Raw genomic sequence first — 24,050 nt, forward strand, 5'->3', positions numbered from 1 at the left:
TCCATCAGTGCTTGTCTATAAGTTCGAGACGGCATGGACCGTTCGGGTCAGCCAGCTGCGGGCAGGATTGTCCGCATGCTCAAAGGCGTAATCGAACATGGCCGCGGCGTCCTGGAACCGGGTCTCGGTGTCGGGCGCTCCCATAACAACGGCAATGACCCGCTTGCCGTCCTTTTCGGTCGTTCCGGTAAAGCAGTACCCGGCCCGCTCCGTATACCCGGTTTTGAAGCCGTCGTTGCCCGGATAGGCGTAAGGCTCGCCGGGGAGCATCGCGTTGGTCGTATGCAGCGTAATTCGTTTCTCGGGGATGCTGACATCGGCCTTTTGCGTAATATTTAAAATTTCGGGGTAGGAATCAATGAGGCACTTCGCCAGTTTGGCCACATCCTGCGCGCTCAGCATCGTCTCTCCCCGCGAAGACGCCGACTTGAACTGCCGCAGATCGCTTGAAGTCAGTCCGGTCGCATTGGCGAAAACGGCTTGGGGGGACAGGCCGATGTTCTTGGCCCTGGCGTTCATCCGTTTGACGAACTCTTTCTCGCTGCCGCCGATATGTTCGGAAATGGCCACCGCCGCATCGTTGGCGGAGTGCACGACCATCGCTTCAAACAGCTGGCGCAGCGTCAGCGTCTCGCCTTCGCGGAGTCCGATCTCGGAACCCGTCACGTTCGCGGCATACCGGCTGGCGGTGACGGGTTCATCCCAGGTGCTTCGCCCCTGATGGATGCTGTCCAGCACGAGCAGCTCCGTCATCATTTTGGACATGCTGGCCGGCGGGAGTGATTGAGACCCGTTATGCTCATAATATACCTTTCCGCTCTCCGCATCCATAAGAACGGCTGCCTGCGCCTTGATCGTAATCATGGGAAACCGGATCAGGCTGACGGCCGCGGCGACCGTCAAGCTCGACAGCAGCGCCAGCGCAATCAGTTTTCTTTTTTGCTTTTGCTTTGATTTCATGGCAACATACCTCGTTTATCCGTTTTGAATACCTTTCATTCTTTTACCAGTCTAACCATCAAACTTTAATTGCCCTACAAGAAAATCTTAAGAAATGTAAAGTTTTCGTCCCTGTTCGGATATATAATATGACTAACCTAATGCCGTCCGGCAGCATGGATAAAGTTACAGACATCGATCGAGAGATAGAGAGACTGGAGGGTTTACAATGAACAACAACACTTGGAAAAGACTCCCGATGGCCGACTGTGTCCGGGATTTGGTCGCCACCGCACGCGGGGACCGCAAAGCAAGCCTCGTCATCCTGAACGTGAGACTGGTCAACGTCTTGTCAGGCGAAATCGTGCCGGAGATGTCCATTGCGGTACAGGGGCCGCGAATCGCTTATGTCGGCAAGGACGTGAGCCATACCATCGGCGAAGGTACCGTTGTCATTGATGCCGGAGGCAAATATGCAGCGCCCGGACTGCTGGACGGACATTGTCATATTGAGAGCACGCAGCTTACGGCAACCGAATTCGCCAGAGCGGTGCTTCCGCTGGGCACGACCGGCGGGTTTTTCGATGCGCATGAAATTTCGAACGTCCTCGGACTGCCGGGCCTTCGCTTCATGCTGGAGGAAGCCAGAACGACGCCTCTGGCCGCCTATATGCAGGTCGCATCCTGCGTGCCGTCGACCCACCCCGGGCTGGAAACCACCGGGGCTTACATCGGGCCTGAAGAAGTGGCGGAAGCGCTCAGCTGGGGGCCGGATATGATCGGATTGGGCGAAGTGATGAACTTTCCCGGCGTCGTATACGGCGACGACAAAATGATCGGGGAGATCGAGGCGACGCTGCGGGCCGGGAAATACGCGGACGGCCACTTTACATGGAGCTCCGGGGATTGGAGGCTTCCGGTGTATGCAGCAAGCGGCATTGACGGAGACCATGAATGCGTGAGTGCAGAGGATGTCATCGAGCGCGTCCGGCTCGGCATGTACGCCAAGATGCGGCAGGGCTCGGCCTGGCATGACGTTGCGGCCACCATCAAGGCGCATACCGAAGGCGGCCTGGATACCCGGCGCATGATTCTGGTCACGGACGACCGAAGCTCCGAGTCGCTGATGAACGAAGGGCATATGAATTTTGTCGTCCGCCACGCCATTGCGCAGGGCGTCAAGCCGGTAACGGCTTTCCAGATGGCCACGATCAATACGGCCGAACGGTTCGGGGTAGCCAGAGACATCGGGGCGATCGCTCCCGGGCTCTGCGCGGACATCATTTTGCTGGACGGGAATTTGGCCGACGTGAACGTCACGATGACGATCGCAGCCGGACAGGTTGTGGCGGAGGAAGGCCGGATGACCGCCGAGTGGGAGCCCTATGCCATACCGGCAGAGGCGTACGGCACCGTCAAATTGGGGCGTCCGATTGAAGAACGGGATTTGGTCATCGCTGCGCCGCAGACGGGCGGAACGGTTGAGGTCCGTGCGATTGGGGTCGTGGAGAATCATGTGGAGACGAAGGAAACGTGGGTGAACGTGCCGGTGGAAGATTCGGCGCTTCGCGTTACGCCGGAGAGCGGCCTCTGCAAAATGGCGGTATTTGAACGCCACGGTCAAGGCGGAGGCCATGCGCTCGGCATCGTGGCAGGGATCGGCTTTGAAGAACCGGCAGCCATCGCAATGACCGTGGCCCATGACAGCCATAACGTAACGGTCATCGGCAATGATGACCGGCTGATGGCGCAGGCGGGAAACCGCGTTGCCGAGATGCAGGGCGGCGTCGTGATGCTCACGCGCACGGGCCGGACAGAGTTTCCGCTCCCGGTCGGCGGCCTGATGTCCGATCAGCCGTTTGAAACGGTCGCGAGCCAGTCCGAAGCGGTCAGCCAGGCGCTGATTCAGTCCGGCTGCCTGCTGAACAACGCGTTCATGACGCTGTCGCTTCTGGCGCTGGTCGTCATTCCGGAGCTGCGACTGTCGGATAAAGGACTGGTCCGAATTTCCGCGGATGGCATTGAGATTGTGCCGCTGTTCCGGAGCTAAGCAAAGAATTTGAAGAGGGCGGACAACATCCGAACCGGCGGGCGCCGTATATGGCCCCGCCGGTCTTTTTAGTGGGCAAAGATTGGGTGAAGTAAAAGGAAACGAACGGGCCGTCCGCGAATTATAATAAGATACAGGTTGAGTCACGAAGAAAATCGGGGCGATGCCACAGCCCTCCTGGAAGGACGAGGTACGCCAAAAAGGGGAGCCTTCGGCTCCCCTTATCCTGCATTGATTTACAATTCAAAAGTTGGTAATATAGAACTTGTGACTTTAAAAAGATACAAATAAAAATAATAATCCTATACGGATTTTATCACATTGGGATGAGTTTGTCAAACATTAAAAAGGGGATGGATATCGGCATGGATTTAAACGATCAGGACTGGCAGCAGGAGCAGGAGCGGGTAACTCAGGTCACCGGGAAAATCGCCCACCGCAAAAAAGCGCTTGAAGCGGAGGTCGGAACGGTCCGGGGAGATGTCGTGGAGCTGAGAAAGGATTTCTGGGATGAGGTCCGCGTCAACTTCAGCAGCGCCGACGACCTCGGAGAGACCTCGACCAGTTTGCGGCAGCAGTCCCAGGTGCTGTCGGAGCGCGAGCGCAGCCATCTGCAGGCTTTTGAATCCTTGAAGAAGCTGCGGCTGCTGGAGAAATCGCCGTATTTCGGCCGGATAGATTTTACGGAAAACGGTCAGAAGCAGACGGAACAGATTTACCTTGGCATCGCTTCGTTCCTGGATGACGACCAGGAGACCTTCCTCGTGTACGACTGGCGGGCTCCCGTCTCCAGCCTGTACTACGACGGTGCGCCCGGGCCGGCTTCCTACCAAACACCCGGCGGCGAAATTGAAGGGACGATGGAGCTGAAGCGTCAGTTCGTCATTAAGGACGGCAGGATCGACGTCATGTTCGACACCGGCGTCACCATCGGCGACGAGCTGCTGCAGCAGGTGCTCAGCCACAGCTCCGACAGCCAGATGAAAAGCATCGTGGCGACGATTCAGAAGGAGCAGAACGCCGTGATCCGGAACGACAAGAGCCGGATGCTGGTCGTGCAGGGGGCGGCCGGGAGCGGCAAGACGTCTGCGGCCCTGCAGCGCGTCGCCTATCTGCTCTACAAATACAGGGAAATTCTGAAGGCCGACCAGGTGCTTCTGTTTTCCCCCAACCCGCTGTTTAACAGCTATGTCTCCACCGTCCTGCCGGAGCTGGGCGAGGAGAACATGATGCAGACGACGTTCCAGGCGTACCTGGAACACCGGCTCAGCAAGGAATACGACCTGGAAGACGTGTTTTCGCAAATGGAGTCGATTCTGAATGCGGAGGAAGGGGAATGGCTCGAGAATAAAAAGGCGTCGATTGCCTTCAAGGCCTCTCCGGCGTTTCTGAATATCATCCGCAGCTACAAGGATTATCTGGAGCATGACGGCATGATCTTTAAGCCGATCCGCTTCAAGGGGCATCTTATCGTTTCGGCTGAAGCGATGAAGGAGAAGTTTTACAGCTATGACCCTGCGGTTCGCCTGGCCAACCGGATCGAGCTGATGCGGGAGTGGCTGCAGAAGGAGCTTGCCGCCTTTGCGAAGCAGGAGCGGAAGGCGGCCTGGGTCGATGACCAGATTGAGCTGCTCAGCGCGGAGGAATACCAAAAGGCGTACACCCATGTCCGCAGAAAGCTTGCGTCCAAGAAAGACACCTTCGACGATCACGAGCGCGAACGGAACCTGCTGGCCAAAATGATCGTCAACGAGTGGCTGAAGCCGGTTCGCAAATGGATCAAGCGCAAGCGGTTCGTCGACGTCAAGGCGCTGTACCGTGAACTGTTCGTCAATGAGGAGCTGTTTGCCAGGGTCAGCGGTACAGGCGATTTGCCGGAGCGGTATCATGAGATCGGCGCCCAGACGGTTCAGGATCTCATGGAGGGAAGGCTGTCCTACGAGGATGCGACGCCATATCTGTACATGCAGGAGCTGATGAAAGGCTTCCAGGTCAACAGCCTGATCCGGCATGTGTTCATCGACGAAGTTCAGGATTATTCTCCGTTCCAGCTGGAATACCTCAAGCGGCTGTTTCCGCGGGCGCGCATGACGGCGCTGGGCGACCTGAACCAGGGAATCTACCCGCATACCGGTGTACTCGGCGGGAGTTTGGCGTCGCTGCAGGAGCTGTATGGCCCGGAAGAGACGGAGGTCATTTCGCTGACCCGCAGCTACCGTTCGACGTATGAGATCGTGGATTTTACCCGGAGCATGATGCCGGGCGGGGAAGCGATCGTGCCGTTTAACCGGAACGGGGAGAAGCCGCTCGTACGGGTTCAACAGGACCGGGAAGAGCTTCATGACCGGATCGTCACGGACATTATGGAGCTGAACGCCAAAGGCTACGAGCACACGGCCATCATCTGCAAAACGGCGGAGGAGTCCGAGACGGTCTACGAAGCGCTGAAGGACCGCCTGCCGCTGAAAAAGATCACGAAAACGACCCCTTCCTTCGCTAACGGGACGTTGGTCATTCCATCCTACTTGGCAAAAGGGGTCGAGTTTGATGCGGTCATCATCTATGACGCGTCGGAAGGCGAATACAGCCGGGAGTCCGAGCGGAAGCTGTTCTATACGGCCTGTACCCGGGCGATGCACCAGCTCCATGTATACAGCTTGGGCGAGCCCAGCCGCTTCATCACGGATGTGGCGGAAGATAAATACGTTTTGGCCTAGAGTCAGCCATGGACCGGTAGTCCCGCCATATCCGGCGGGTTCATACCGGTTCCGTCAGCACGTAAGCCTGTTCCTCGAACGGCTTGCGGTATTTGGACGGGGTACAGCCTTTATGATGCTTGAAGACGGTAATGAAGTAGCTGAGGTTGTCAAAGCCGACATCCATGGCGACCTCGACGATTTTTTTGTCGGTGTTCTCCAGCAGCTTACACGCCTTGAGCACCCGGTAGTGGTTGACGTATTCCACCGGGCTCTTCTGGGTCATCTGTTTGAAAAAGCGGCAGAAATGCCCTTCGCTCATGTTGATCTGTCCCGCCAGCTCTTTGAGCTTAAGCGGCTCGGCGTAATGATCATGTATATAATGAAGCGCGGTCTTCAGCCGCTCCACCTTGTCATGGCTTCCGGTGGGGCGGCTTTTGCTGTTTTCACCCAGCGGCACCTGGGCCGACAGCAGGGCGAAGATCCGGAGCAGATGCGCTTTCGTCGACAGCTCGTAAGCCGGCACTTTGGCTTCGTTTTCGCGGATAATCCGATGCAGTGCGTCCAAAATATCCTTTTCCCATTCCGAGTTTTCGGAGATGTGCTGTCGCGGCATAAAGCTTTTTTTCATCAAGGGATCGATATATTTCTCCTGGATAATGTCAAAGTCCGGGCTGCTGAGCAGATCGGCGCTGAACACGACCGCTGAAAAGATGCACGGTTCTTCCGAGGCCAGCATCCCGGAGTGAATTTCCCCGCTGTTGACGAATAATGCTTCGCCTGCGCGGACCTCCACATACGTCATATCGAGCTGAAAGACGGCGCTGCCTTGATGCAGCACGATGAATTCCATCTCGTCATGCCAGTGGCAGTCCAGAATGCTCTGCCCGTTGAGCTGCTCGACTCTGGGGTAGATGCTGACGGGATACAGAGGATGCCCGTGCACGCGGTTCTCCCTGAGCGTTTCTCGATTCATATGATGTCACTTCCATTTCTAGCAAATATCAATATATTAATATATTTGGTCAAAATAACGTAAGAAATCTCTTCATTAGATCAATATTATTATAGTATAAACTCTAGGAGGGACGAAACATGAAATTCACGGACGGTTACTGGTTGATCCGGGAAGGCTACAATGTACAAAACCCTGCGGATATCCGCGATATTACCTATACAAGCGACTCCATGACGGTTTTCGCGGCGACAAAAATCATTGCGACCAAGGGCGACACGCTGAACGGTACGCTGCTCAAGGCCGACTTCAGCTCCCCGATGCCGGATGTGATCCGCGTCAAGTTGTTTCATCATAAAGGGAAAATAAACAAAGGACCTGCGTTCGAATTGTTCCCAAGCGATACCAACGTACAAATTTCGGTGGACGAAGAGACCGCGGTGCTGACCAGCGGCCAGCTGAGCGTGCAGGTCAACCGCAAGCAGGGCTGGAACATCGATTTCAACTATGCCGGCAAGCGGATTACCGGGAGCGGCTGGAGAGCGCCTGCGTATATCCAGGATCCGGATAAAAAAGCGTACTACCGCGAGCAGCTTGATCTGGGCGTCGGTGAGTACATCTACGGCCTCGGCGAACGCTTCACCCCGTTTGTGAAGAACGGCCAAGTGGTGGAAATCTGGAACGAGGACGGCGGCACAAGCAGCGAGCAGTCGTACAAAAACATTCCGTTTTATTTGTCCAGCAAGGGCTACGGCGTGTTCGTCAACCATCCGGAAAAGGTATCTTATGAGATTGCTTCTGAAAACGTATCCAGAGTGCAGTTCAGCGTCGAAGGCGAATATCTGGAATACTTCATCATCGGCGGCGCCACGCCGAAGGACGTGCTGGACAACTACACGAAGCTGACGGGCAAGCCTGCGCTTCCGCCGGCCTGGACATTCGGATTATGGCTGACGACATCCTTTACGACAGATTACGATGAAGCGACCGTCAACCACTTCGTGGACGGCATGGCCGAGCGCGATCTGCCGCTCTCCGTCTTCCACTTCGACTGCTTCTGGATGAAGGAATACCAGTGGTGCGATTTTGAGTGGGACAAGGATATGTTCCCGGATCCGGAAGGCATGCTTAGACGGCTGAAAGACAAGGGGCTGAAGATCTGCGCCTGGATCAACCCGTACATCGCGGAAAAATCGCACCTGTTCGATGAAGGCATGGAGAACGGGTACCTGGTGAAAACGCCGGACGGTTCTGTATGGCAGTGGGATTTGTGGCAGGCCGGCATGGGTCTGGTGGACTTCACGAATCCCGATGCGGTGAAATGGTACAAGAGCAAGCTCGAAGTGCTGATCGACCAGGGCGTCGACTGCTTCAAAACCGACTTCGGTGAAAGAATTCCGACCAACGTCGTTTATTTCGACGGATCCGATCCGGTGAAAATGCACAACTACTATACCTTCCTGTACAACAAGGCGGTATTTGAAGTGCTGGAAGATAAGCTGGGTAAAGGGGAAGCTGCTTTGTTCGCCCGTTCGGCCACGGTCGGCGGCCAGCAGTTCCCGGTTCACTGGGGCGGCGACTGCTCCGCAACGTACGAATCGATGGCGGAGACGGTCCGCGGGGGCCTGTCGCTCGGCCTGTCCGGCTTCGGCTTCTGGAGCCATGACATCAGCGGCTTCGAAAATACGGCTCCGCCGGATATTTACAAGCGCTGGGTGCAGTTCGGCCTTCTCTCGTCCCACAGCCGCCTGCACGGCAGCACATCGTACCGGGTGCCGTGGCTGTTTGACGAAGAGGCGGTCGACGTGGTGCGCAAGTTCACGAAGCTGAAATGCAGCATCATGCCTTACCTCTACAACTCGGCGGTGGAATCCAAGGAACGCGGCCTGCCGATGATGAGAGCCATGGTGCTGGAATATCCGCAGGATCCGACCTGCTTCACGCTGGATACGCAGTACATGCTGGGCGATTCGATTCTGGTGGCGCCGATCTTCAATAAGGAAGGTGACGTCCAATATTACCTGCCGGAAGGCAAGTGGACGAACTACTTGACAGGCGAGGTGCTGGAAGGTAACCGGTGGTACAGCGAGAACCACGGATACATGACCCTGCCGATGATGATTAAGCCGAACACCCTCCTTGCGGTGGGTAAAGAAGACAGCAGACCGGACTACGACTATGCCGACGGCGTCTCGCTGCATCTGTTCGAGCTCGGCGACGGCGCTTCGGCACAGGCCGACATCGTGAATACGCTGGCCGAACAAGAGCTCAGCGTAACCGCATCCCGCAGCGGCAATGTCATCGAAGTGAAGGCCTCCGGGGCCGGCAAACCTTGGATGCTTGTGCTCCGCGGTATCGGCGAAGTGGTGTCCGTAGATCAGGGCACGGCGGCAAGCGGCGAACACGGTGCAGTCATTACACCTGCGGCCGGTGCTTCTTCCGTCACAATCACATTAAAGTAACGGGCTGCTGAGGCAGCTTAGGGATAGAACCGGACCGCAGATAGCTGCGGTCCGGTTTTTTAGAGATCAGAGCATGAGCCGTGTTTTAAACCGAATCGAGGGGATGTAATTACCAAGCCTGAACTGGGAGCGCATGCATATCCGTGACTGAAAAGAACCACAATAAAACATGATTTATCATCGAACGTAAAGGTGGTTTTGTCATGGAAGACAAAAAATGGGATCTGGTGGCACTTGCCTCGATACCGCTTATTATGACGCTTGGCAATTCCATGTTAATTCCCATTTTGCCCGAGATATCGCAAAAGCTGCACGTCAGTGCCTTTCAGGTCAGCATGCTGATCACGGTGTTTGGCGTTGTGGCGATCGTGCTGATTCCGATTGCGGGTTATTTATCGGACCGGTTCGGACGCAAAACCGTCATTATCCCCAGCTTGATTATTGCCGCGGCGGGAGGAGCGATATCGGGGGCAGCCGCCTGGTGGACGGACGGAGCCACCGCTTACTGGATCATTCTTGCGGGCCGATTCCTGCAGGGTATCGGTGCAGCGGGGGCTTTCCCGATCGTGCTTCCGCTTGTAGGCGATATGTTTGATGATGAAGACGATGTCAGCAAAAGTTTGGGGATCATCGAAACTTCAAATACGTTCGGCAAAGTGGTCAGTCCGATTCTCGGATCCGCACTGGCTCTGCTCGTTTGGTTTTTGCCTTTTCTCGCGATTCCCGTTCTGTGCATCATTTCGCTGATCATGGTCGCTTTTTTAGTGAAAACGCCTAAGAAGAAAAACGAAAACAAAACGTCAATCAAGGAATTTTTGTCTGACACGAAGGACATTTTACGTGAAAAAGGCCGCTGGCTGTACGCCATTTTCGCCATTGGCGGGATCAGCATGTTTATTACGTTCGGCGTGCTGTTTTTTTTATCGGAGACGCTGGAAACCAAATACGGCATGCATGGGATCGTAAAAGGCCTCGTGCTGGCGATTCCGCTGGCAGTGTTATGTCTGTGCTCGTTTATCGCCGGGAAAATCATCGGCAAAAACAAAAAGCGTATGAAATGGACCGGCTTTGCAGGCATGGCGCTGCTGACGGCCGGACTGGTTATTGCCGGATTCAGCAGCCAGATTACGTTTCTCCTGATCTTTTTTTCGGTCTGCGGAGCAGGCATCGGTACCACCCTTCCCTGCATGGACGCACTGATCACCGAAGGGATTGAGGAAAAGCAGCGCGGAACGATTACTTCCCTATACAGCAGCATGAGGTATATCGGGGTATCTCTCGGCCCTCCGGTAGTATCCCTGCTCATGAAGAGCACCCACTGGATCCTGTTTGGTACGATGGCTGTCGTAGCGGCGATTGGCGTTCTGCTGACCCTGCTGGCCGTGAAGCCGAAGGAAAACAGCAGCAAGCCGGAGGATTCGGACCGCAGCTCCCGAAGTAAGGGGCGGCGCGGAATCGGGTTGAGCAGACGGGTTGGTGCCCGCTGAGGGGGATCTTCGAATAACAAATGAATATGGATGATGCCTGGCCCAATGAACGCGGCAGGTTCGGAAAATGTTTGCATTTTTCGGATCTGCTGCGTTTTTATTTGTTTTTTGATGAAAAAGGGGTATAAAAACAAAACATAGTCTGCTATAATCAAACCAATACAAATACAAACAAACAAAAACAAAAGAATTTATTGGAGGTTGTCCTTATCATGGTACAAAATCAATGGAATTCCGATGAAGCTTCCCGGCAGAAAGCCGGCGTCGACCAGCTGGTGTACCGGTCCAACCTGATCGGCAGCGACCGCAGTGTCTGCAACTGGGGCGGCGGCAACACGTCGCTGAAGACGGTGGAGCAGGACTTTCGCGGCCGTGATGTGGAGGTCATGTGGGTCAAAGGGAGCGGTTCGGACCTGGCGACGATGAAAGCGCAGCATTTTACCGGCCTTCGGCTTGAGGATATTCGTCCGCTGATTGAGCGTGATGAAATGTCGGATGAGGAGATGGTGGCTTACCTGTCCCACTGCATGATCGACAGCAAGCATCCGAGAGCGTCGATTGAGACGCTGCTGCATGCCTTCCTTCCGTATCCGCACGTCGACCATACCCACCCGGATGCGATTATCAGCTTGTGCTGCGCGGATAACGGCAAAGAAATCGCCCAAGAAATCTACGGCGATACGTTCGTATGGGTACCGTATATCCGTCCCGGGTTTACGCTGTCCAAAATGATCGCTGAGGGCGTCCGGAACAATCCGAATGCCCAGCTGGTGCTGATGGAGAAGCACGGTCTGGTGACATGGGGCCAGACGTCCGAGGAATCTTACAACCAGACGATCGCCATGATCCAAAAAGCGGAAGCGTATATTGCCGCAAAAGTACAGGAAGAGAAGGTGTTTGGCGGGCAAAAGACGGCGGCGCTGGCGCCTGAGAAGCGCAAAGCCCTTTTGGCTGAAGTGCTGCCTGTGATCCGCGGCGCGGTTAGCGACAGCAAAAAAATGATCGTCACCTACGACGATGCCGAAGACGTGCTGCAGTTCGTCAACAGCCGGGACGCGAAGGAGCTCTCCCAGGTGGGAGCGGCCTGCCCGGATCACCTGGTGCATACGAAGCGGGTTCCGCTGTATATCGACTGGGATCCGGCAAACGGTGATACCGATTCCCTCAAAGCGGCGGTGCGTCAAGGCGTCGAAGCCTATAAGGAAGAGTACAAGGCCTATTTTGAACGGAACAAAAATGAGGGCGATGTCATGTCCGAAGCGGCTCCGCGCGTCATCCTCATTCCGGGGATCGGCATGGTCAACACCGGCAAGAGCCTGGATATGGCAGGGGTCAGCGGAGCTCTGTACCATCGGGCGATCGCGGTGATGAAAGGTTCTACGGCCTTGGGACAATTCGTATCCTTAAGCGAGAACGAATCCTACAACGTGGAATATTGGCCGCTTGAGCTTTACAAGCTGTCCCTGGCTCCGGCGGAAGCGGAGTTCTCCCGCAAGGTCGCCTTTATTACCGGCGGCGCAGGCGGCATCGGCAGCGAAACGGCGCGCCGCTTCGTGTCGGAGGGAGCTCATGTCGTTCTGGCCGACCTGAACCTGGAGGGCGCGGAACAGGTGGCCTCCGAGATCAATGCCAAATACGGCGAAGGCCGGGCTAAGGCTGTCAAGATGGACGTAACCCAGGAGGACATGGTCAGGGACGCATTGGCCGAAACGGCTTTGACCTACGGCGGCGTGGACATCATCGTCAACAATGCCGGGCTGGCCACTTCGAGTCCGTTTGACGAAACCTCCCTGAAGGAATGGAATCTGAACATGAACGTCCTCGGCACGGGTTACTTCCTGGTAGCCAGAGAAGCGTTCAAGCAGATGAAAGAGCAGGGAATCGGCGGCAGCATGGTGTTTGTCGGCTCCAAAAATTCGGTGTACGCCGGCAAGAACGTGACGGCCTACAGCTCCGTCAAGGCGCTTGAAGCCCACCTGGCCCGCTGCATCGCGGCTGAGGGCGGAGAATACGGCATCCGTGTTAACACGATTTTACCGGATGCGATCCTGCAGGGATCGGCCATCTGGAACTCCAACTGGCGGAACGAGCGGGCTGCGGCCTACGGCATCGAGCCGGATCAGCTGGAAGAGCATTACCGCAAAAGAACGACGCTGCTGGTCAACATTTATCCGAAGGACGTGGCCGAAGGGATTGCCTACTTCGCTTCCTCCAAGTCGGAGAAGACGACCGGCTGCATGCTGACGATCGACGGCGGCGTACCGGCAGCGTTTACCCGGTAGGCGGTCGGTCTTACAGGGGAAACTGGCGCAGATTGCACGTCTGATAGAAGGGAGCAGCTACCAGCTGAACAGGCATGTTTGGCGGGAGCCGCTCCCTCTCTTGCCATAACACACGGCAGACACCGGCTCGCTGCCGGCGCTCTGCCAGACTTTTAAGGTTAACCGCAAAGGAGGTATTACACCGTGAAGGTTTCGCTATTCATTACCTGCATCAGCGACGCGCTGTTTCCGCCCATCGGCGAAGCGATGGCCCGCCTGCTGGCGCGGTACGGCGTCCGGCTCGATTTTCCGCAGGTGCAGACCTGCTGCGGCCAGCCGGCCTTTAACAGCGGCTATTGGGATGAAGCCAGAGCCTCGGCGAGGACGATTTTGGAAGCGTTTGACGACAGCGATTTTGTGATCGCCCCTTCGGGCTCCTGCACCGGTATGATCCATCATTATTATCCCAAGCTGTTTGAACATGAGCCTCTGCTTCAGCAGAAAGCGCTGGCGCTGAAGGAGAAGACGTACGAGTTCACCCAATTTCTCGTTCAGGTGCTGGGCGTGACGGATGTGGGGGCCGTTTTTCCCCATAGAGTCACTTATCACCCGTCCTGCCACGGCTCCCGGCTGCTCGGCATCAAAGACGAACCGATGCAGCTGATGGCCAGCGTCCAGGGCATGGAGCTGATTTCGCTCCCTTATGCGGAAGACTGCTGCGGCTTCGGCGGAACGTTCGCCATCAAGATGAGCGACATCTCGGGCGCGATGGTCGAGGAGAAAACCCAGCACGTGCTGGAGACGGAGGCCGAGGTGCTGGTCGGGCTGGACATGGGCTGCCTGCTGAACATCGGCGGCAATCTGCATTATCAGGGCAAGCCGGTCCGGGTCATGCATCTGGCGGAACTGCTGTATGAGGGAGTGAAGCACCGTGAGCAAACTGCAGGGGTCTAGCGTTAAGGAGCGGGCGGAGACCGCACTGAAGGACGAATTTCTCGTTAATGCCGTCAAGTTTACGACCGAAAAGCTGAAAAACGGCAAGAAGGCGGCGACGGCGGAACACGGCAACTGGGAGGAATGGAGGGAGCGGGGGCGGCAGATCCGGGCCCATACGATCGCCCACCTCGACTACTATTTGAACGAGTTTGTGAATAATGCCAGGGAGCAGGGCGTGCATGTGCATTTTGCTCCCGAGGCGAAGGACGCCGCCCGGATCGCGGTGGAGATTGCCAAGCACAAGCAGGCCAAGTCGGTCGTCAAGTCTAAATCGATGGTGTCCGAGGAAGTGCATATCAACGAAGCGTTTGAGGGCATCGGCATTGAGTCCATTGAAAGCGACCTGGGCGAGTACATTATCCAGCTGGCGAATGAACCGCCATCCCATATCATTATCCCGGCCATTCACAAAAACCGTTATCAAATCGCCGAGCTGCTGTCGAAGGAAGCGGGAGAAACGCTGGCGCCGGATACGAAAATTTTGGCGGGATTTGCGCGGCGGAAGCTCCGCGACAAGTTTCTGGAAGCCGACATCGGGTTAACCGGGGCCAACTTCGGCATTGCCGAGAGCGGATCGATCGTCATTTTTGAAAACGAAGGTAACGCCCGGATGGTGAGCACGGTACCGAAAACGCAAATTACGCTGATGGGGATGGAGCGGCTTATTCCGACCTGGGATGACCTCGAAGTGATGGCAACGCTCCTGCCGCGCTCGGCGACCGGCCAGAAGCTGACCGTGTACATGTCGGGCATTTCGGGGCCGCGCCGGACGGCGGACGGAGACGGCCCGGAGGAGATGCATATCATCATCGTCGACAACGGCCGCTCGCTGCAGCTCGGGGACCCGGATTTCCAGGAGCTCTTGAACTGCATCCGTTGCGGGGCATGCCTGAACGCCTGCCCGGTGTACCGCCATATCGGGGGACATTCGTACCCTGGAACGTATAGCGGGCCGATCGGTGCGGTACTGACGCCGGCGCTGAACAAGAATACCGAGGAGTGGCAGGACATCGCAAACGCCTCCAGTCTATGCGGCGCCTGCTATGAAGCCTGCCCGGTCAAAATTCCGCTGCATGATATGCTTGTCTATTTGCGCAACCGGAAGGTCGAGAGGGGTTATACCGCAGCCGGCGAAAAGCTGGCGATGAAAGGCTTCAAGATGCTGATGAAAAGCTCGGGCCGCTTTAAGCAGGCGGTAAAGCTCGGGCAGACGGGCCAGAAGCTGCTGGTCCGGGACGGATATATCCGTTCCCAATTTGGCCCGCTCAAGGGCTGGACGGCGTACCGGCACATTCCTGCGCTGCCTAATAAATCGTTCAGGGAACGCTGGCCGCAGCTGGACGCCGAGGTCGGGGCCAGCCTCCCGCCGATGCCGGAAGCGATGAAGTCCCGCATGGAGAGCATCGTCGCCGGCCGGAAGGAAAGGGGGATGAAACGATGAGCACATCCGATCCGTCATTTTTGGAGAAAATGGAGCAGCAATCCCGGGAGCAGCAGAAGCGGTTCATCGGCCATATCGCCAGCCGTCTCGGTCGTGGGGGCGCTTCTGAATCTCGCAAGCCGGAGCATCCGTATCGGGGTGCACCGGATTTTTGGAACCGCTACGAGCTGACGCATGAAGAGCGGATCGAGCGCTTTATGGGGAACTGGCGTGCCGCAGGCGGCCATACCGAGCGGGTGGCCGGCTGGGAGGAACTGTCCGGCGTCGTGACCCGCATCCTGCAGGAGCACGGGGCACAGTCAACGATCCGCCAGGACCTTCCGGAGCTGGCCGGGCTCCGGCTGGAACAGCATTTGCCGGAGCTTGCGCACCGGGTGTGGAACGGGCAGGATCCAGACGCCTCCCTGGCCGCTGCGGCCTATACGGATGCCGGGATCGCGCTTGTTGATGACGCCGTGGCGTATACCGGCTCGCTCGTGGTCACATCATCGGCGGAGAAGGGACGGTCGGTGTCCCTCCTGCCTAATCTGCTGATCGCCATCGTTCCGGCGGAGCGCATGAAGACGCGGCTCGGCGAGGTTATGGGCCGCATGTCCCGCAGCGCCGGGGAGGGGCTGCCGGCTGGGGTGCATTTTATTTCGGGGCCGAGCCGCTCCTCGGACATCGAGAACGACCTGACCATCGGCGTTCACGGACCGGGGATTGCCTACGCTTTGATTGTCGGATAATCCGATTCGGGAATGTCCCCGCTCAGAAGGGCATGGGGATGACACGTTGTCCGGGAAAGGGCAAATCTATATAATGGGTGTACGATAGAACGAAAGAGGGAAGCTATGTTAGTTGCGGAACGTTATGATACCATCGTGCGGCTGGTCAATGAGCGAGGCAGCATCCGGGTGTCGGAGCTGAGCGAGCTGTGCGGCGTGACCGAAGAGACGATCCGCCGCGACCTGGACCGGCTGGAGCAGCAGGGCAAGCTGCGGCGGAGCCATGGCGGCGCCGTCAGCGTCAAAGAGACCCAGGCGGAGACCCCGTATTTCGAGCGGGAGGTCATCCATCAGGACGAGAAGAGGCGGATTGCCGAAGAGGCGGTGCGGCGGATCGAGCCGCGGGACCGCATCGCCCTGGATGCCAGCTCGACGGCGTGGTATATGGCTTCGATCCTGCCGGACATTCCTTTGACCGTGGTTACCAATTCCATCAAGGTTGCCCTGGAGCTGTCCTCCAAGGAGAAGATCGAGGTCATTTCGACGGGCGGCATGCTGGCAGCCCATTCCTTGTCTTACGTCGGCCCGCTCGCCGAACGCGGCTTGGAATCCTATTATGTGGATAAGGCGTTTATTTCCTGCAAGGGCGTGCACTTGGACCGCGGGATCAGCGAATCCAACGAGCTGCAGGCGATGGTCAAGCACCGGATGATCCGGCAGGCGAAGACCGTGTACATCCTGGCTGACGCGAGCAAAATCGGCGTGCAGGCGTTCACCCATCTTGCCGATTGGGCCGAAGTGGACGTGCTGATTACCGACGGCCATGTTGACGAGAAGGACGCTTCGCTGCTCCGGGATAAATCGATCGACCTGATCATTGCGGGGCAGACAGTAGCGCTGCAGGTTAATCCGTACACGCCGCCCAATCACCAATAGCAGCAGTAAGAACCCTACCGCAGTGCTGGCTTCCAGCGATTGTGGGAGGGTTTGATTTTGATAAAGAAAAAAAGAAGCAGCTGAAATAATGGCGGCGAAAATCGCATAAAACTCCTACGTTAAAAACAGCCCTGCCGGGAAACTCCCAGCGGGGCTGTTTTTATAAGTGTGCTGTTCGAACGTTACTCGCCAGCCTTCGCTTGGCTTTTGGCCGCTTGCGGTACTTTCTCCCAGTCGGCCAGGAAGCGCTCGATCCCGCTGTCGGTCAGCGGATGCTTCCACAGGGACGGCAGCAGCGAGCCCGGAATGGTCGCGATGTGGGCGCCGGCGATGGCCGCGTCCTCCACATGCTTGATGTTGCGGATGCTGGCCGCGATGATTTCGGACGTCATGCCATAGTTTTCGAGGATTTGCTTCAGCTCGCGAATCAGCTTCATGCCCTCAACCCCGATATCGTCCAGGCGTCCGACGAACGGGCTGACGTACGTCGCCCCGGCTTTGGCGGCCATCAGGCCCTGCGCGGCGGAAAAGATCAGCGTCACATTCGTTTTAATGCCCTTTTTGGTCAGCTCATGGCATGCATACAAGCCGTCTTCGGTCATCGGCACCTTGATGACGACGTTTGGCGCCCATTCGGCAATCTCGTAAGCTTCCTTCAGCATGTCTTCGGCTTTGGTGCCGATGACTTCGGCGCTGACCGGGCCGGAGACGATGCTGCAAATCCCCTGAATGACCTCTTTGAAATCCCGGCCTTCTTTGGCGATCAGGGAAGGGTTGGTCGTTACCCCGTCCACCAGTCCAAGGCGGGAGATCCGTTTGATTTCGTCGATGTTGCCCGTATCCAGGAAAAACTTCATATCACCAATTCCTCCTTCGTTATGAAAAGATATGGCTATCGGTTAAAATAAAATTTATAATAGTGTGTATCATAACTGATTTATGACACAATAATTATTTAAACCATGCTGCCCGTGATTTAACAATGAAATTGCAGCTTCAGGTGATTTTTCTCAAAGGAGAGGATTCCCATTCAACTAACTCCGAGACAGCTGGATATCGTGGAACTTGTGCGGGAGCATGCTCCCGTTACAGGCGATCAGATCGCTGAGATGATCGGCCTCAGCCGCCCGACCCTGCGTGCGGATCTGTCCCTGCTCACGATGCTGGGCTTGATCAGCGCCAAGCCGAAGGTGGGGTATTTTCCCGGCGATAAGCCAAGCTCCCAAGGTGAGTTTGAACAAAGATTGCAGCAAATATACGTGAAGGATATATACAGCACTCCCGTGACCATCTCCGAGCATGCGACGGCCTACGATGCCGTAGTGCAGCTGCTGTGCGAGAATACGGGCACGCTGATGGTGACCGGAGAGTCCGGTGAGCTGAAAGGGGTCGTCTCCCGCAAGGACGTGCTGAAGCTGACGATGGGGCATGCGGATTTGAGCACGATTCCCGTCGGTCTGGCGATGACCCGCCGGGCGCACATGGCGGCCCTGACGCCCGAGGAAACGGTGCTGGATGCGGCTGACAAGCTGGTGAAGCATCAGGTGAACTGCCTGCCCGTCGTTTCCGGCGAGGGAGACAGCATGATGGTCGGCCGGGTCACCAAAACGGATATTTTGCGCGTATTGATCGGTCTCGCGGGTAAAGGCGGTTCGCCGGCCCCTAATTAAAGGGTCTCTTGAACATATAACTACAAGTCACAGCAACTAAAAAAGCCGGCTGCTCCCATCCCATATGGAATGGAAGCAGCCGGCTTTTGCCATTGGCCGTTACCGTCTTGGAAGCAGCCTTACGTATTCGTCCGACAGCTTCATCAGGTTCAAAATATAGTCGTAATCCTTCCGGTATTTCGAGAAGTCGGCGACAGGCTGCATCGTTTTCAGAGAGATGGCGGTGCCATCCTCAAAGCTTTTGCCCGGCACAAACAAAATGTCATTGTTGAAGAAGGAGCCTGTCGGCAGATAATACCGCATACCGACGACATTCTTGTCAATGTTCAGCAGGTCGTGGCCAAATGCGGTAAAGTGCTTGTCCTTGAGCGAAATGCCCAGCAGGTTCGCCAGCGTCGGCATGATGTCGAGCTGACCGCCGACCTGGTCGACGACCTTCCCCTGTTTGCCAGGAATATGCATGATCAGCGGGATGTTGAAGCGGGTAATCCGCTGGTCATAAGGGATACCAAGCGCCTGCTTGATGACCGCCGGATCGTTGTCCTGCGGCTGTAGCCCGAAATGGTCGCCGTAAATGACGAGCACGGTGTCGTCCCACATGCCTTTTGCTTTCAGACCGTCGATCAGGGTGCCGATCGCATAGTCGGTGTAATTCACAGCCGTCAGGTAGTCCCCCAACTGGGTTCCCTGGATGGAATCGGGGACCTTGATTTTTTTGCGGTCCTCCGGCACCTTGAACGGAAAATGGCTGGAAGCCGTGACGAACTGGGCGTAAAACGGCTTGCCCTGCTCATGCAGCTCGGACAGCTTGTCCAGACCGACCCGGTACAGCTCCTCGTCCGAAGCGCCAAAATCGTTGAAGTGATCGTTTTTGTACGACTTTTTGTCGTAATAATTCGTAAAGTTCAGCGCCGGGTAGAGCTGGTCCCGGTCCCAGAATTTCACGTCGTTAACGTGAAACGTATCGGCCGTGTAACCGAGCTGCTCGAGCAGACGCGGCATGCTCGGGAGCTCCCGGTCGCCGAAGCCGCTCGACATCGCGACAGTGCCGGTCGGGTAAATCGACGTATTGCTCATAAATTCGGCGTCCGACGTATTGCCTTGCCCGATCTGCTGGAAGACATGCGGAAAGTACAGGCCGCCGTCAGCCAGTTGGTTCAGCACGGGAGTCAGCTCCTGGCCGCCCGTCGACAAATGAATCGGGAAGTTCTGGAACGCCTCCATTTGAATGACGATGACGTTTTTGCCCTTGGCAGCTCCAAACATCGCCGGTTTGACTTGTGCAGTCTCACTGGCGTACGGGTATGACTGCTCGGCCTGGCTGACCTTTTGCACGGTCTCGTCCAGATTGCCGGAGGCGATCAAGCTGTTCTCCTCGCTGGCACGGATCCCGGCGGCAACCTGGTAATCCAGGAAGCCGAGATGCTCCGCCTGCATCAGCTCATTGGTGATGGAGCGGTCAGCATGAATGTACAGCGCCGAGACGATCACGCCGATGACGCCGAGGGCTGCCGGCCAAATTTTACGTAGCCGCGTACGCAGCGAAAACCGCAGCGGTACCCAGCGGCCGATCAGCCACAAGAGCGCGACGATCACGACGTCGGCAAAAAATAAATAGTTCTCCGTTTCGATCGTTGACTGAACGCTTTCCTTAATCTGCAGCACCTGCTTCAGCTCGGACAGCGCCGTATAGGTCGGCACCGAATTGAAATGCTGAAAATACAGCGCCGACGCAAACATGAGAATCGAGAAAATAGCGTTAAAAATCCAATAGACCCATCCCTTCGCTTTCGCGGGGGTAATCAGCTCAATGATGCACAGCAGCACCAGCAGCGCAGCGGCGTCGGCGGTGATCCGGCTCCACAGAATATCATGGAAGAAAAAGTACCGGAGGAGCAGCAGCTTGAGCAGCAGGACGACGAAAACGGCGATAAAGGGCGTCTTCGGTCTGGAATAAGTGGAACGGAAGTCGATCATACCTGCTCCTTTCTGTTTCATTACAGTGTTCGTTGGTATTTACAAGTATAGTCATGTTAAACCCGATTTTACATACCGCGAACACTAAATTAACACAAAAAGGGCGCGCTGTTAATCATTTTTGGTATTGCGGACCACAAATGCCATAAAAGAACACATGAATCATATCCTCTGTAAACGCTTCGGGATCCTCACTCTGATTGACCAGATCCAGCATTTTTTCGTACTGCTCCGTCATCATGCCTACATAAAGAAGCACCATTTGGACGGACACTTTCTCTGAAATTTCTCCGCGCTGCTTGCCCTTCTGCACAAAATTGGTGATCAAGGGAATGGCACGTTCCTCATACTGCTGCTGGATAAACCGGTTGATTTCCGGGTCGGCTTCGATCAGCTGCTTGAGCGCGGATGGGGTGAAGGGCAGCTTTAACCGGCTTTTTTGAAAAATAATGTATTCGATTTTTTCCTTCAGCGGCGCATCGCCCGTCAGCACGCGCTCATACTCCTCCATCAGCATGGCGACAAATTCCTTGAACACTTCGCGGAGCAGCGCTTCTTTGCTGCCAAAATAGTTGTATATGGTGACCTGTGACACTTCCGCCTTGGCTGCGATATCTTTGATGCGGATTTGCCGGGGTTCCCATTCGCCCAGCATTTCCAATACCGTTTGTTTGATCTTTTGTTTAATCTGCACTGCCCGCTTCTCAAATCCATTCATTTCTTACGAACCATCCTAACTATTTTAAAATAGGTTATCGGCTTGATCGAATGAACGAAGAATATCGGTTCTCGCCGGTTCGATCTAATTAATGAAATTATACCACAAAAATATTTCATAAAATGTATTGACGATGGAAAGCGGCAGGCGTATGATCCGATTATGAAATATCGGAACAAGAATATTTCATAAATTTAAATATGCATTGGAGGCGCTGGCATGCTGAGCGTTGAGCATGTAACCAAAATTTTTCCGAACGGGAGAGGCATCCGGGACGTCACCTTTTCGGTCCGCCGCGGCGAAGTGTTCGGTTTTCTGGGACCGAATGGAGCCGGCAAATCGACGACGATCCGGCATATCATGGGCTTTTTGAAGCCGGATCAAGGCTCCGTAAAGGTATGCGGCTACGACACATGGAAGGAGCAGGGGCGGTTTCAAAAATATATCGGCTACCTTCCCGGCGAAATCGCGTTTATCGAGGGGATGACCGGCAAGGCGTTTCTGGATTTTATGGCAGGCATGCAGGGCGGCGTCGATCCGGCTTGGCGCGACGAGCTCATCCGCCGGCTGCAGTTTGACGTCCGGACGCCGATCCGGAAAATGTCCAAGGGAATGAAGCAGAAGGTCGGGATCGTTGCCGCCTTCATGCACCGGCCGGAGGTCATTATTCTGGATGAGCCGACGTCAGGGCTGGATCCGCTCATGCAAAAAGTGTTCATCGAGCTCGTGCTGGAGGAGAAGGCAAGGGGGACGACCTTCCTGATGTCCTCGCATAATTTTCCGGAAATCGAACGGACCTGCGATAGGGCAGCGATCATCAAGGACGGCGTGATTATTGCGGTCAAGGATATCCATGAGCTGCAGTCGATGCAGCGCAAGCTGTTCGAAGTGACGTTTGAGACGGAGCAGGAGCTGGACGATTTCATGAAATGCGGCCTGAAGATCGATTCCCGGGAAGGAAACCGCGTGCGGGTGGCCGTTCAGGGCGACGTGGACCGGTTTATCCGCGAAACCGCCCGCTTTCACGTCCGCAATATCGATGTGTTCACGCAGAACCTGGAGGACATCTTTATGGATTATTACGATCGGGAGGGTCAAACGCCATGAATATGCCGCTGTACAGACAAATGCTTGCGATTAACCTCAAAATGTTCATGAATTATGCCGTCGGATCGGCCTTTTATATATTGTTGATGTTTTGGATTTATCCGGGAATCGCCAAAAACAGCAGCAGCTTGAATTCGCTGATCGACGGGATGCCGGAGGGCTTGGGCAAGGCGTTCGGCCTGGAAAACGGCTTCAGCAGCATCGGCGCGTTTATATCCGGTGAGTATTACGGCCTGTTGTATCTGCTGATTCTGTCCATCTTCTGCATTCTCGTATCCACGCAGCTGATCGCCAAGCTTGTCGACCAAGGCTCGATGGCGTACCTGTTGTCGGCGCCCACCACCCGCACGAAGGTAGCCCTGACCCAGGCGGCCGTGCTGCTCTCCGGGCTGGTGCTGATTTGCGCGGTCACGACACTGGCCGGGTTTGCCGGGTACGCCTGGTTTATCGGGGATCTGGGGGATTTCGACGGCACCGGCTTTGTGCTGCTGAATGCAGGCGCCCTGCTGCTGTTCTTCTGCATCGGAGGCATTTCTTACTTGATTTCCGCCTGCTGCAATGACGAGAAGCGGGCGCTGACGCTTTCGGGCGTGATCACCATCGGATTTTTCAGCCTGAACCTGATCGGCAAAATCAGCGGGCAGCTCAGCTGGATGCGGCATATTTCGGTCTTTTCCTTATTTGATCCCGGCGAGATCGTCGGCAAAACGGCAGATTGGCCGGTGTCCATCGCGGTTCTGGCCGGCCTGGGCGCGGTAGCCTTCGCCGCCGGCATGATTATTTTCCGGAAAAGAAGCCTGCCGCTGTAAATCAAGCTATACTAGGGGGAGCAGGTACACCGATCAAGGAGGTCACGATGAAAGCACTCATATTGGCGGCTGGCTACGCCACGAGGCTGTACCCGCTGACGCGGGATGTGCCCAAAGCCCTGCTCCCCCTCGGGCCCGGCACCATCCTCGACCATATCGTCCGCAAGGTGGAGCGGGTCAGCGGCATTTCGGAAATCGTACTGGTCAGCAACCACAGGTTTGCCTCCGCATTTCGGGCATGGGCCGAGTCGGGCGAATTCTGTGTACCGGTACGCGTGCTCGACGATGGTTCCACACATGAAGGGAACCGGCTCGGAGCGGTCGGCGACATGGCGTTTGCCGTGAAAAAAATGGGAATGGAAGAAGACCTTCTGGTCATGGCAGGGGACAACGTGTTTACGTTCGAACTGCAGGAATATGTCGACTTTTATTACAAACGGCAGTGCGACTGCATCCTTGTTCAGCCGATGGAACATACGGAGGATTTGCAGCGGGTCGGCGTCGTCCAGCTTGATGAGGGGGACACCGTCCTGTCTTTCGAGGAGAAGCCGGCACATCCCCGGACGAATCTCGGCGTGCTCGCCGTGTACATTTACCGCAAAGACACACTTCCTCTCATTGGCGAATATCTGAATGAAGGGAATCAGCCGGATGCTCCGGGATATTTCCCTGAGTGGCTGTGCCAGCGCAAGGAGATGGCCGCATACCGGGCACGGGGAACGAGTTATGACATCGGGACGCCGGAGGCTTACCGAGAGGTGACGGAGAATTATGCAGCTTTGTTTGGGAATTGAATATTTATGAGTTTACATGTATATTTATCCGTATGATGCTGAAGG

Annotated in this window: 18 protein-coding genes; 13 read left to right on the top strand and 5 right to left on the bottom strand. The window is 56.0% G+C overall.

What is annotated here, in order from left to right:
• Nucleotides 1-15: 15 nt before the first annotated feature.
• The gene (locus ABID47_RS12930) at nt 16-960 is read right to left on the bottom strand and encodes a D-alanyl-D-alanine carboxypeptidase family protein (protein ID WP_354497218.1); all 945 of its coding nucleotides are present in this window, start codon (nt 958-960) and stop codon (nt 16-18) included.
• Between the two features lie 208 nt (nt 961-1,168).
• Here ABID47_RS12930 and ABID47_RS12935 point away from each other — a divergent pair, with 208 nt between their 5' ends.
• Together ABID47_RS12935 and helD are read left to right on the top strand one after the other, a co-directional pair.
• Nucleotides 1,169-2,989 carry an adenine deaminase gene (locus tag ABID47_RS12935; protein WP_354497220.1) on the top strand — a complete coding sequence of 607 codons (1,821 nt, stop codon included), beginning with the start codon at nt 1,169-1,171 and terminating at the stop codon, nt 2,987-2,989.
• Nucleotides 2,990-3,354: 365 nt separating this feature from the next.
• The gene (helD, locus tag ABID47_RS12940; protein WP_354497222.1) at nt 3,355-5,706 is read left to right on the top strand and encodes an RNA polymerase recycling motor HelD; all 2,352 of its coding nucleotides are present in this window, start codon (nt 3,355-3,357) and stop codon (nt 5,704-5,706) included.
• A gap of 40 nt (nt 5,707-5,746) precedes the next feature.
• On the opposite strand, the gene ABID47_RS12945 is transcribed toward helD, so the two are convergent.
• Nucleotides 5,747-6,661, bottom strand: coding sequence for an AraC family transcriptional regulator (locus ABID47_RS12945; RefSeq protein WP_354497224.1), 915 nt, complete (start codon nt 6,659-6,661; stop codon nt 5,747-5,749).
• Between the two features lie 119 nt (nt 6,662-6,780).
• Here ABID47_RS12945 and yicI point away from each other — a divergent pair, with 119 nt between their 5' ends.
• The 7 genes from yicI to ABID47_RS12980 all read left to right on the top strand — a co-directional run bounded on the left by yicI (nt 6,781) and on the right by ABID47_RS12980 (nt 16,930).
• Nucleotides 6,781-9,102, top strand: coding sequence for an alpha-xylosidase (yicI, locus tag ABID47_RS12950; RefSeq protein WP_354497226.1), 2,322 nt, complete (start codon nt 6,781-6,783; stop codon nt 9,100-9,102).
• A 203-nt stretch (nt 9,103-9,305) separates the two neighbouring features.
• Nucleotides 9,306-10,589 carry an MFS transporter gene (locus tag ABID47_RS12955; RefSeq protein ID WP_354497228.1) on the top strand — a complete coding sequence of 428 codons (1,284 nt, stop codon included), beginning with the start codon at nt 9,306-9,308 and terminating at the stop codon, nt 10,587-10,589.
• A 212-nt stretch (nt 10,590-10,801) separates the two neighbouring features.
• The gene (locus ABID47_RS12960) at nt 10,802-12,871 is read left to right on the top strand and encodes a bifunctional aldolase/short-chain dehydrogenase (RefSeq protein WP_354497230.1); all 2,070 of its coding nucleotides are present in this window, start codon (nt 10,802-10,804) and stop codon (nt 12,869-12,871) included.
• Nucleotides 12,872-13,054: 183 nt separating this feature from the next.
• Complete coding sequence (locus ABID47_RS12965; protein ID WP_354497232.1) at nt 13,055-13,804, top strand: (Fe-S)-binding protein; 750 nt, start codon at nt 13,055-13,057, stop codon at nt 13,802-13,804.
• Nucleotides 13,782-15,287 (top strand): LutB/LldF family L-lactate oxidation iron-sulfur protein, encoded by a 1,506-nt coding sequence (locus ABID47_RS12970; protein WP_354497234.1) that lies wholly within the window; start codon nt 13,782-13,784, stop codon nt 15,285-15,287. The genes ABID47_RS12965 and ABID47_RS12970 overlap by 23 nt, the downstream gene beginning before the upstream one ends.
• A complete protein-coding gene (locus ABID47_RS12975) occupies nt 15,284-16,015 on the top strand; it encodes a LutC/YkgG family protein (RefSeq protein WP_354497236.1) in 732 nt (243 codons plus the stop codon). Before ABID47_RS12970 ends, ABID47_RS12975 begins: the two co-directional genes overlap by 4 nt.
• A gap of 105 nt (nt 16,016-16,120) precedes the next feature.
• The gene (locus ABID47_RS12980; RefSeq protein WP_354497238.1) at nt 16,121-16,930 is read left to right on the top strand and encodes a DeoR/GlpR family DNA-binding transcription regulator; all 810 of its coding nucleotides are present in this window, start codon (nt 16,121-16,123) and stop codon (nt 16,928-16,930) included.
• Nucleotides 16,931-17,112: 182 nt separating this feature from the next.
• On the opposite strand, the gene fsa is transcribed toward ABID47_RS12980, so the two are convergent.
• Nucleotides 17,113-17,787, bottom strand: coding sequence for a fructose-6-phosphate aldolase (gene fsa / locus ABID47_RS12985; protein WP_354497240.1), 675 nt, complete (start codon nt 17,785-17,787; stop codon nt 17,113-17,115).
• A gap of 165 nt (nt 17,788-17,952) precedes the next feature.
• Here fsa and ABID47_RS12990 point away from each other — a divergent pair, with 165 nt between their 5' ends.
• The gene (locus tag ABID47_RS12990; RefSeq protein WP_349774575.1) at nt 17,953-18,600 is read left to right on the top strand and encodes a CBS domain-containing protein; all 648 of its coding nucleotides are present in this window, start codon (nt 17,953-17,955) and stop codon (nt 18,598-18,600) included.
• Between the two features lie 99 nt (nt 18,601-18,699).
• On the opposite strand, the gene ABID47_RS12995 is transcribed toward ABID47_RS12990, so the two are convergent.
• Nucleotides 18,700-20,577, bottom strand: coding sequence for an LTA synthase family protein (locus ABID47_RS12995; RefSeq protein WP_354497242.1), 1,878 nt, complete (start codon nt 20,575-20,577; stop codon nt 18,700-18,702).
• A gap of 115 nt (nt 20,578-20,692) precedes the next feature.
• Entirely contained in the window at nt 20,693-21,295 is a 603-nt protein-coding gene (locus ABID47_RS13000) for a TetR/AcrR family transcriptional regulator (protein ID WP_076168416.1), read from the bottom strand.
• 219 nt (nt 21,296-21,514) lie between these two features.
• Between ABID47_RS13000 and ABID47_RS13005 the strand changes: the two genes are divergently transcribed.
• From ABID47_RS13005 to ABID47_RS13015, 3 genes are read left to right on the top strand one after another with little or no spacing between them, the layout of a single operon-like run.
• Nucleotides 21,515-22,402 carry an ABC transporter ATP-binding protein gene (locus ABID47_RS13005; RefSeq protein ID WP_105443704.1) on the top strand — a complete coding sequence of 296 codons (888 nt, stop codon included), beginning with the start codon at nt 21,515-21,517 and terminating at the stop codon, nt 22,400-22,402.
• Nucleotides 22,399-23,211 (top strand): ABC transporter permease subunit, encoded by an 813-nt coding sequence (locus ABID47_RS13010; protein ID WP_354497245.1) that lies wholly within the window; start codon nt 22,399-22,401, stop codon nt 23,209-23,211. Before ABID47_RS13005 ends, ABID47_RS13010 begins: the two co-directional genes overlap by 4 nt.
• Nucleotides 23,212-23,258: 47 nt before the next feature.
• A complete protein-coding gene (locus ABID47_RS13015; RefSeq protein WP_354497247.1) occupies nt 23,259-24,005 on the top strand; it encodes a nucleotidyltransferase family protein in 747 nt (248 codons plus the stop codon).
• Nucleotides 24,006-24,050: the final 45 nt, after the last annotated feature.

Source organism: Paenibacillus favisporus, from assembly GCF_040545415.1.
Lineage (GTDB): Bacteria > Bacillota > Bacilli > Paenibacillales > Paenibacillaceae > Paenibacillus_AQ > Paenibacillus_AQ favisporus.

Coding starts and splice junctions, on each gene's coding strand:
- ABID47_RS12930 (WP_354497218.1), bottom strand. CDS start 960: ATGAAATCAAAGCAAAAGCAAAAAAGAAAACTGATTGCGCTGGCGCTG.
- ABID47_RS12935 (WP_354497220.1), top strand. CDS start 1,169: ATGAACAACAACACTTGGAAAAGACTCCCGATGGCCGACTGTGTCCGG.
- helD (WP_354497222.1), top strand. CDS start 3,355: ATGGATTTAAACGATCAGGACTGGCAGCAGGAGCAGGAGCGGGTAACT.
- ABID47_RS12945 (WP_354497224.1), bottom strand. CDS start 6,661: ATGAATCGAGAAACGCTCAGGGAGAACCGCGTGCACGGGCATCCTCTG.
- yicI (WP_354497226.1), top strand. CDS start 6,781: ATGAAATTCACGGACGGTTACTGGTTGATCCGGGAAGGCTACAATGTA.
- ABID47_RS12955 (WP_354497228.1), top strand. CDS start 9,306: ATGGAAGACAAAAAATGGGATCTGGTGGCACTTGCCTCGATACCGCTT.
- ABID47_RS12960 (WP_354497230.1), top strand. CDS start 10,802: ATGGTACAAAATCAATGGAATTCCGATGAAGCTTCCCGGCAGAAAGCC.
- ABID47_RS12975 (WP_354497236.1), top strand. CDS start 15,284: ATGAGCACATCCGATCCGTCATTTTTGGAGAAAATGGAGCAGCAATCC.
- ABID47_RS12980 (WP_354497238.1), top strand. CDS start 16,121: ATGTTAGTTGCGGAACGTTATGATACCATCGTGCGGCTGGTCAATGAG.
- fsa (WP_354497240.1), bottom strand. CDS start 17,787: ATGAAGTTTTTCCTGGATACGGGCAACATCGACGAAATCAAACGGATC.
- ABID47_RS12995 (WP_354497242.1), bottom strand. CDS start 20,577: ATGATCGACTTCCGTTCCACTTATTCCAGACCGAAGACGCCCTTTATC.
- ABID47_RS13000 (WP_076168416.1), bottom strand. CDS start 21,295: ATGAATGGATTTGAGAAGCGGGCAGTGCAGATTAAACAAAAGATCAAA.
- ABID47_RS13005 (WP_105443704.1), top strand. CDS start 21,515: ATGCTGAGCGTTGAGCATGTAACCAAAATTTTTCCGAACGGGAGAGGC.
- ABID47_RS13010 (WP_354497245.1), top strand. CDS start 22,399: ATGAATATGCCGCTGTACAGACAAATGCTTGCGATTAACCTCAAAATG.
- ABID47_RS13015 (WP_354497247.1), top strand. CDS start 23,259: ATGAAAGCACTCATATTGGCGGCTGGCTACGCCACGAGGCTGTACCCG.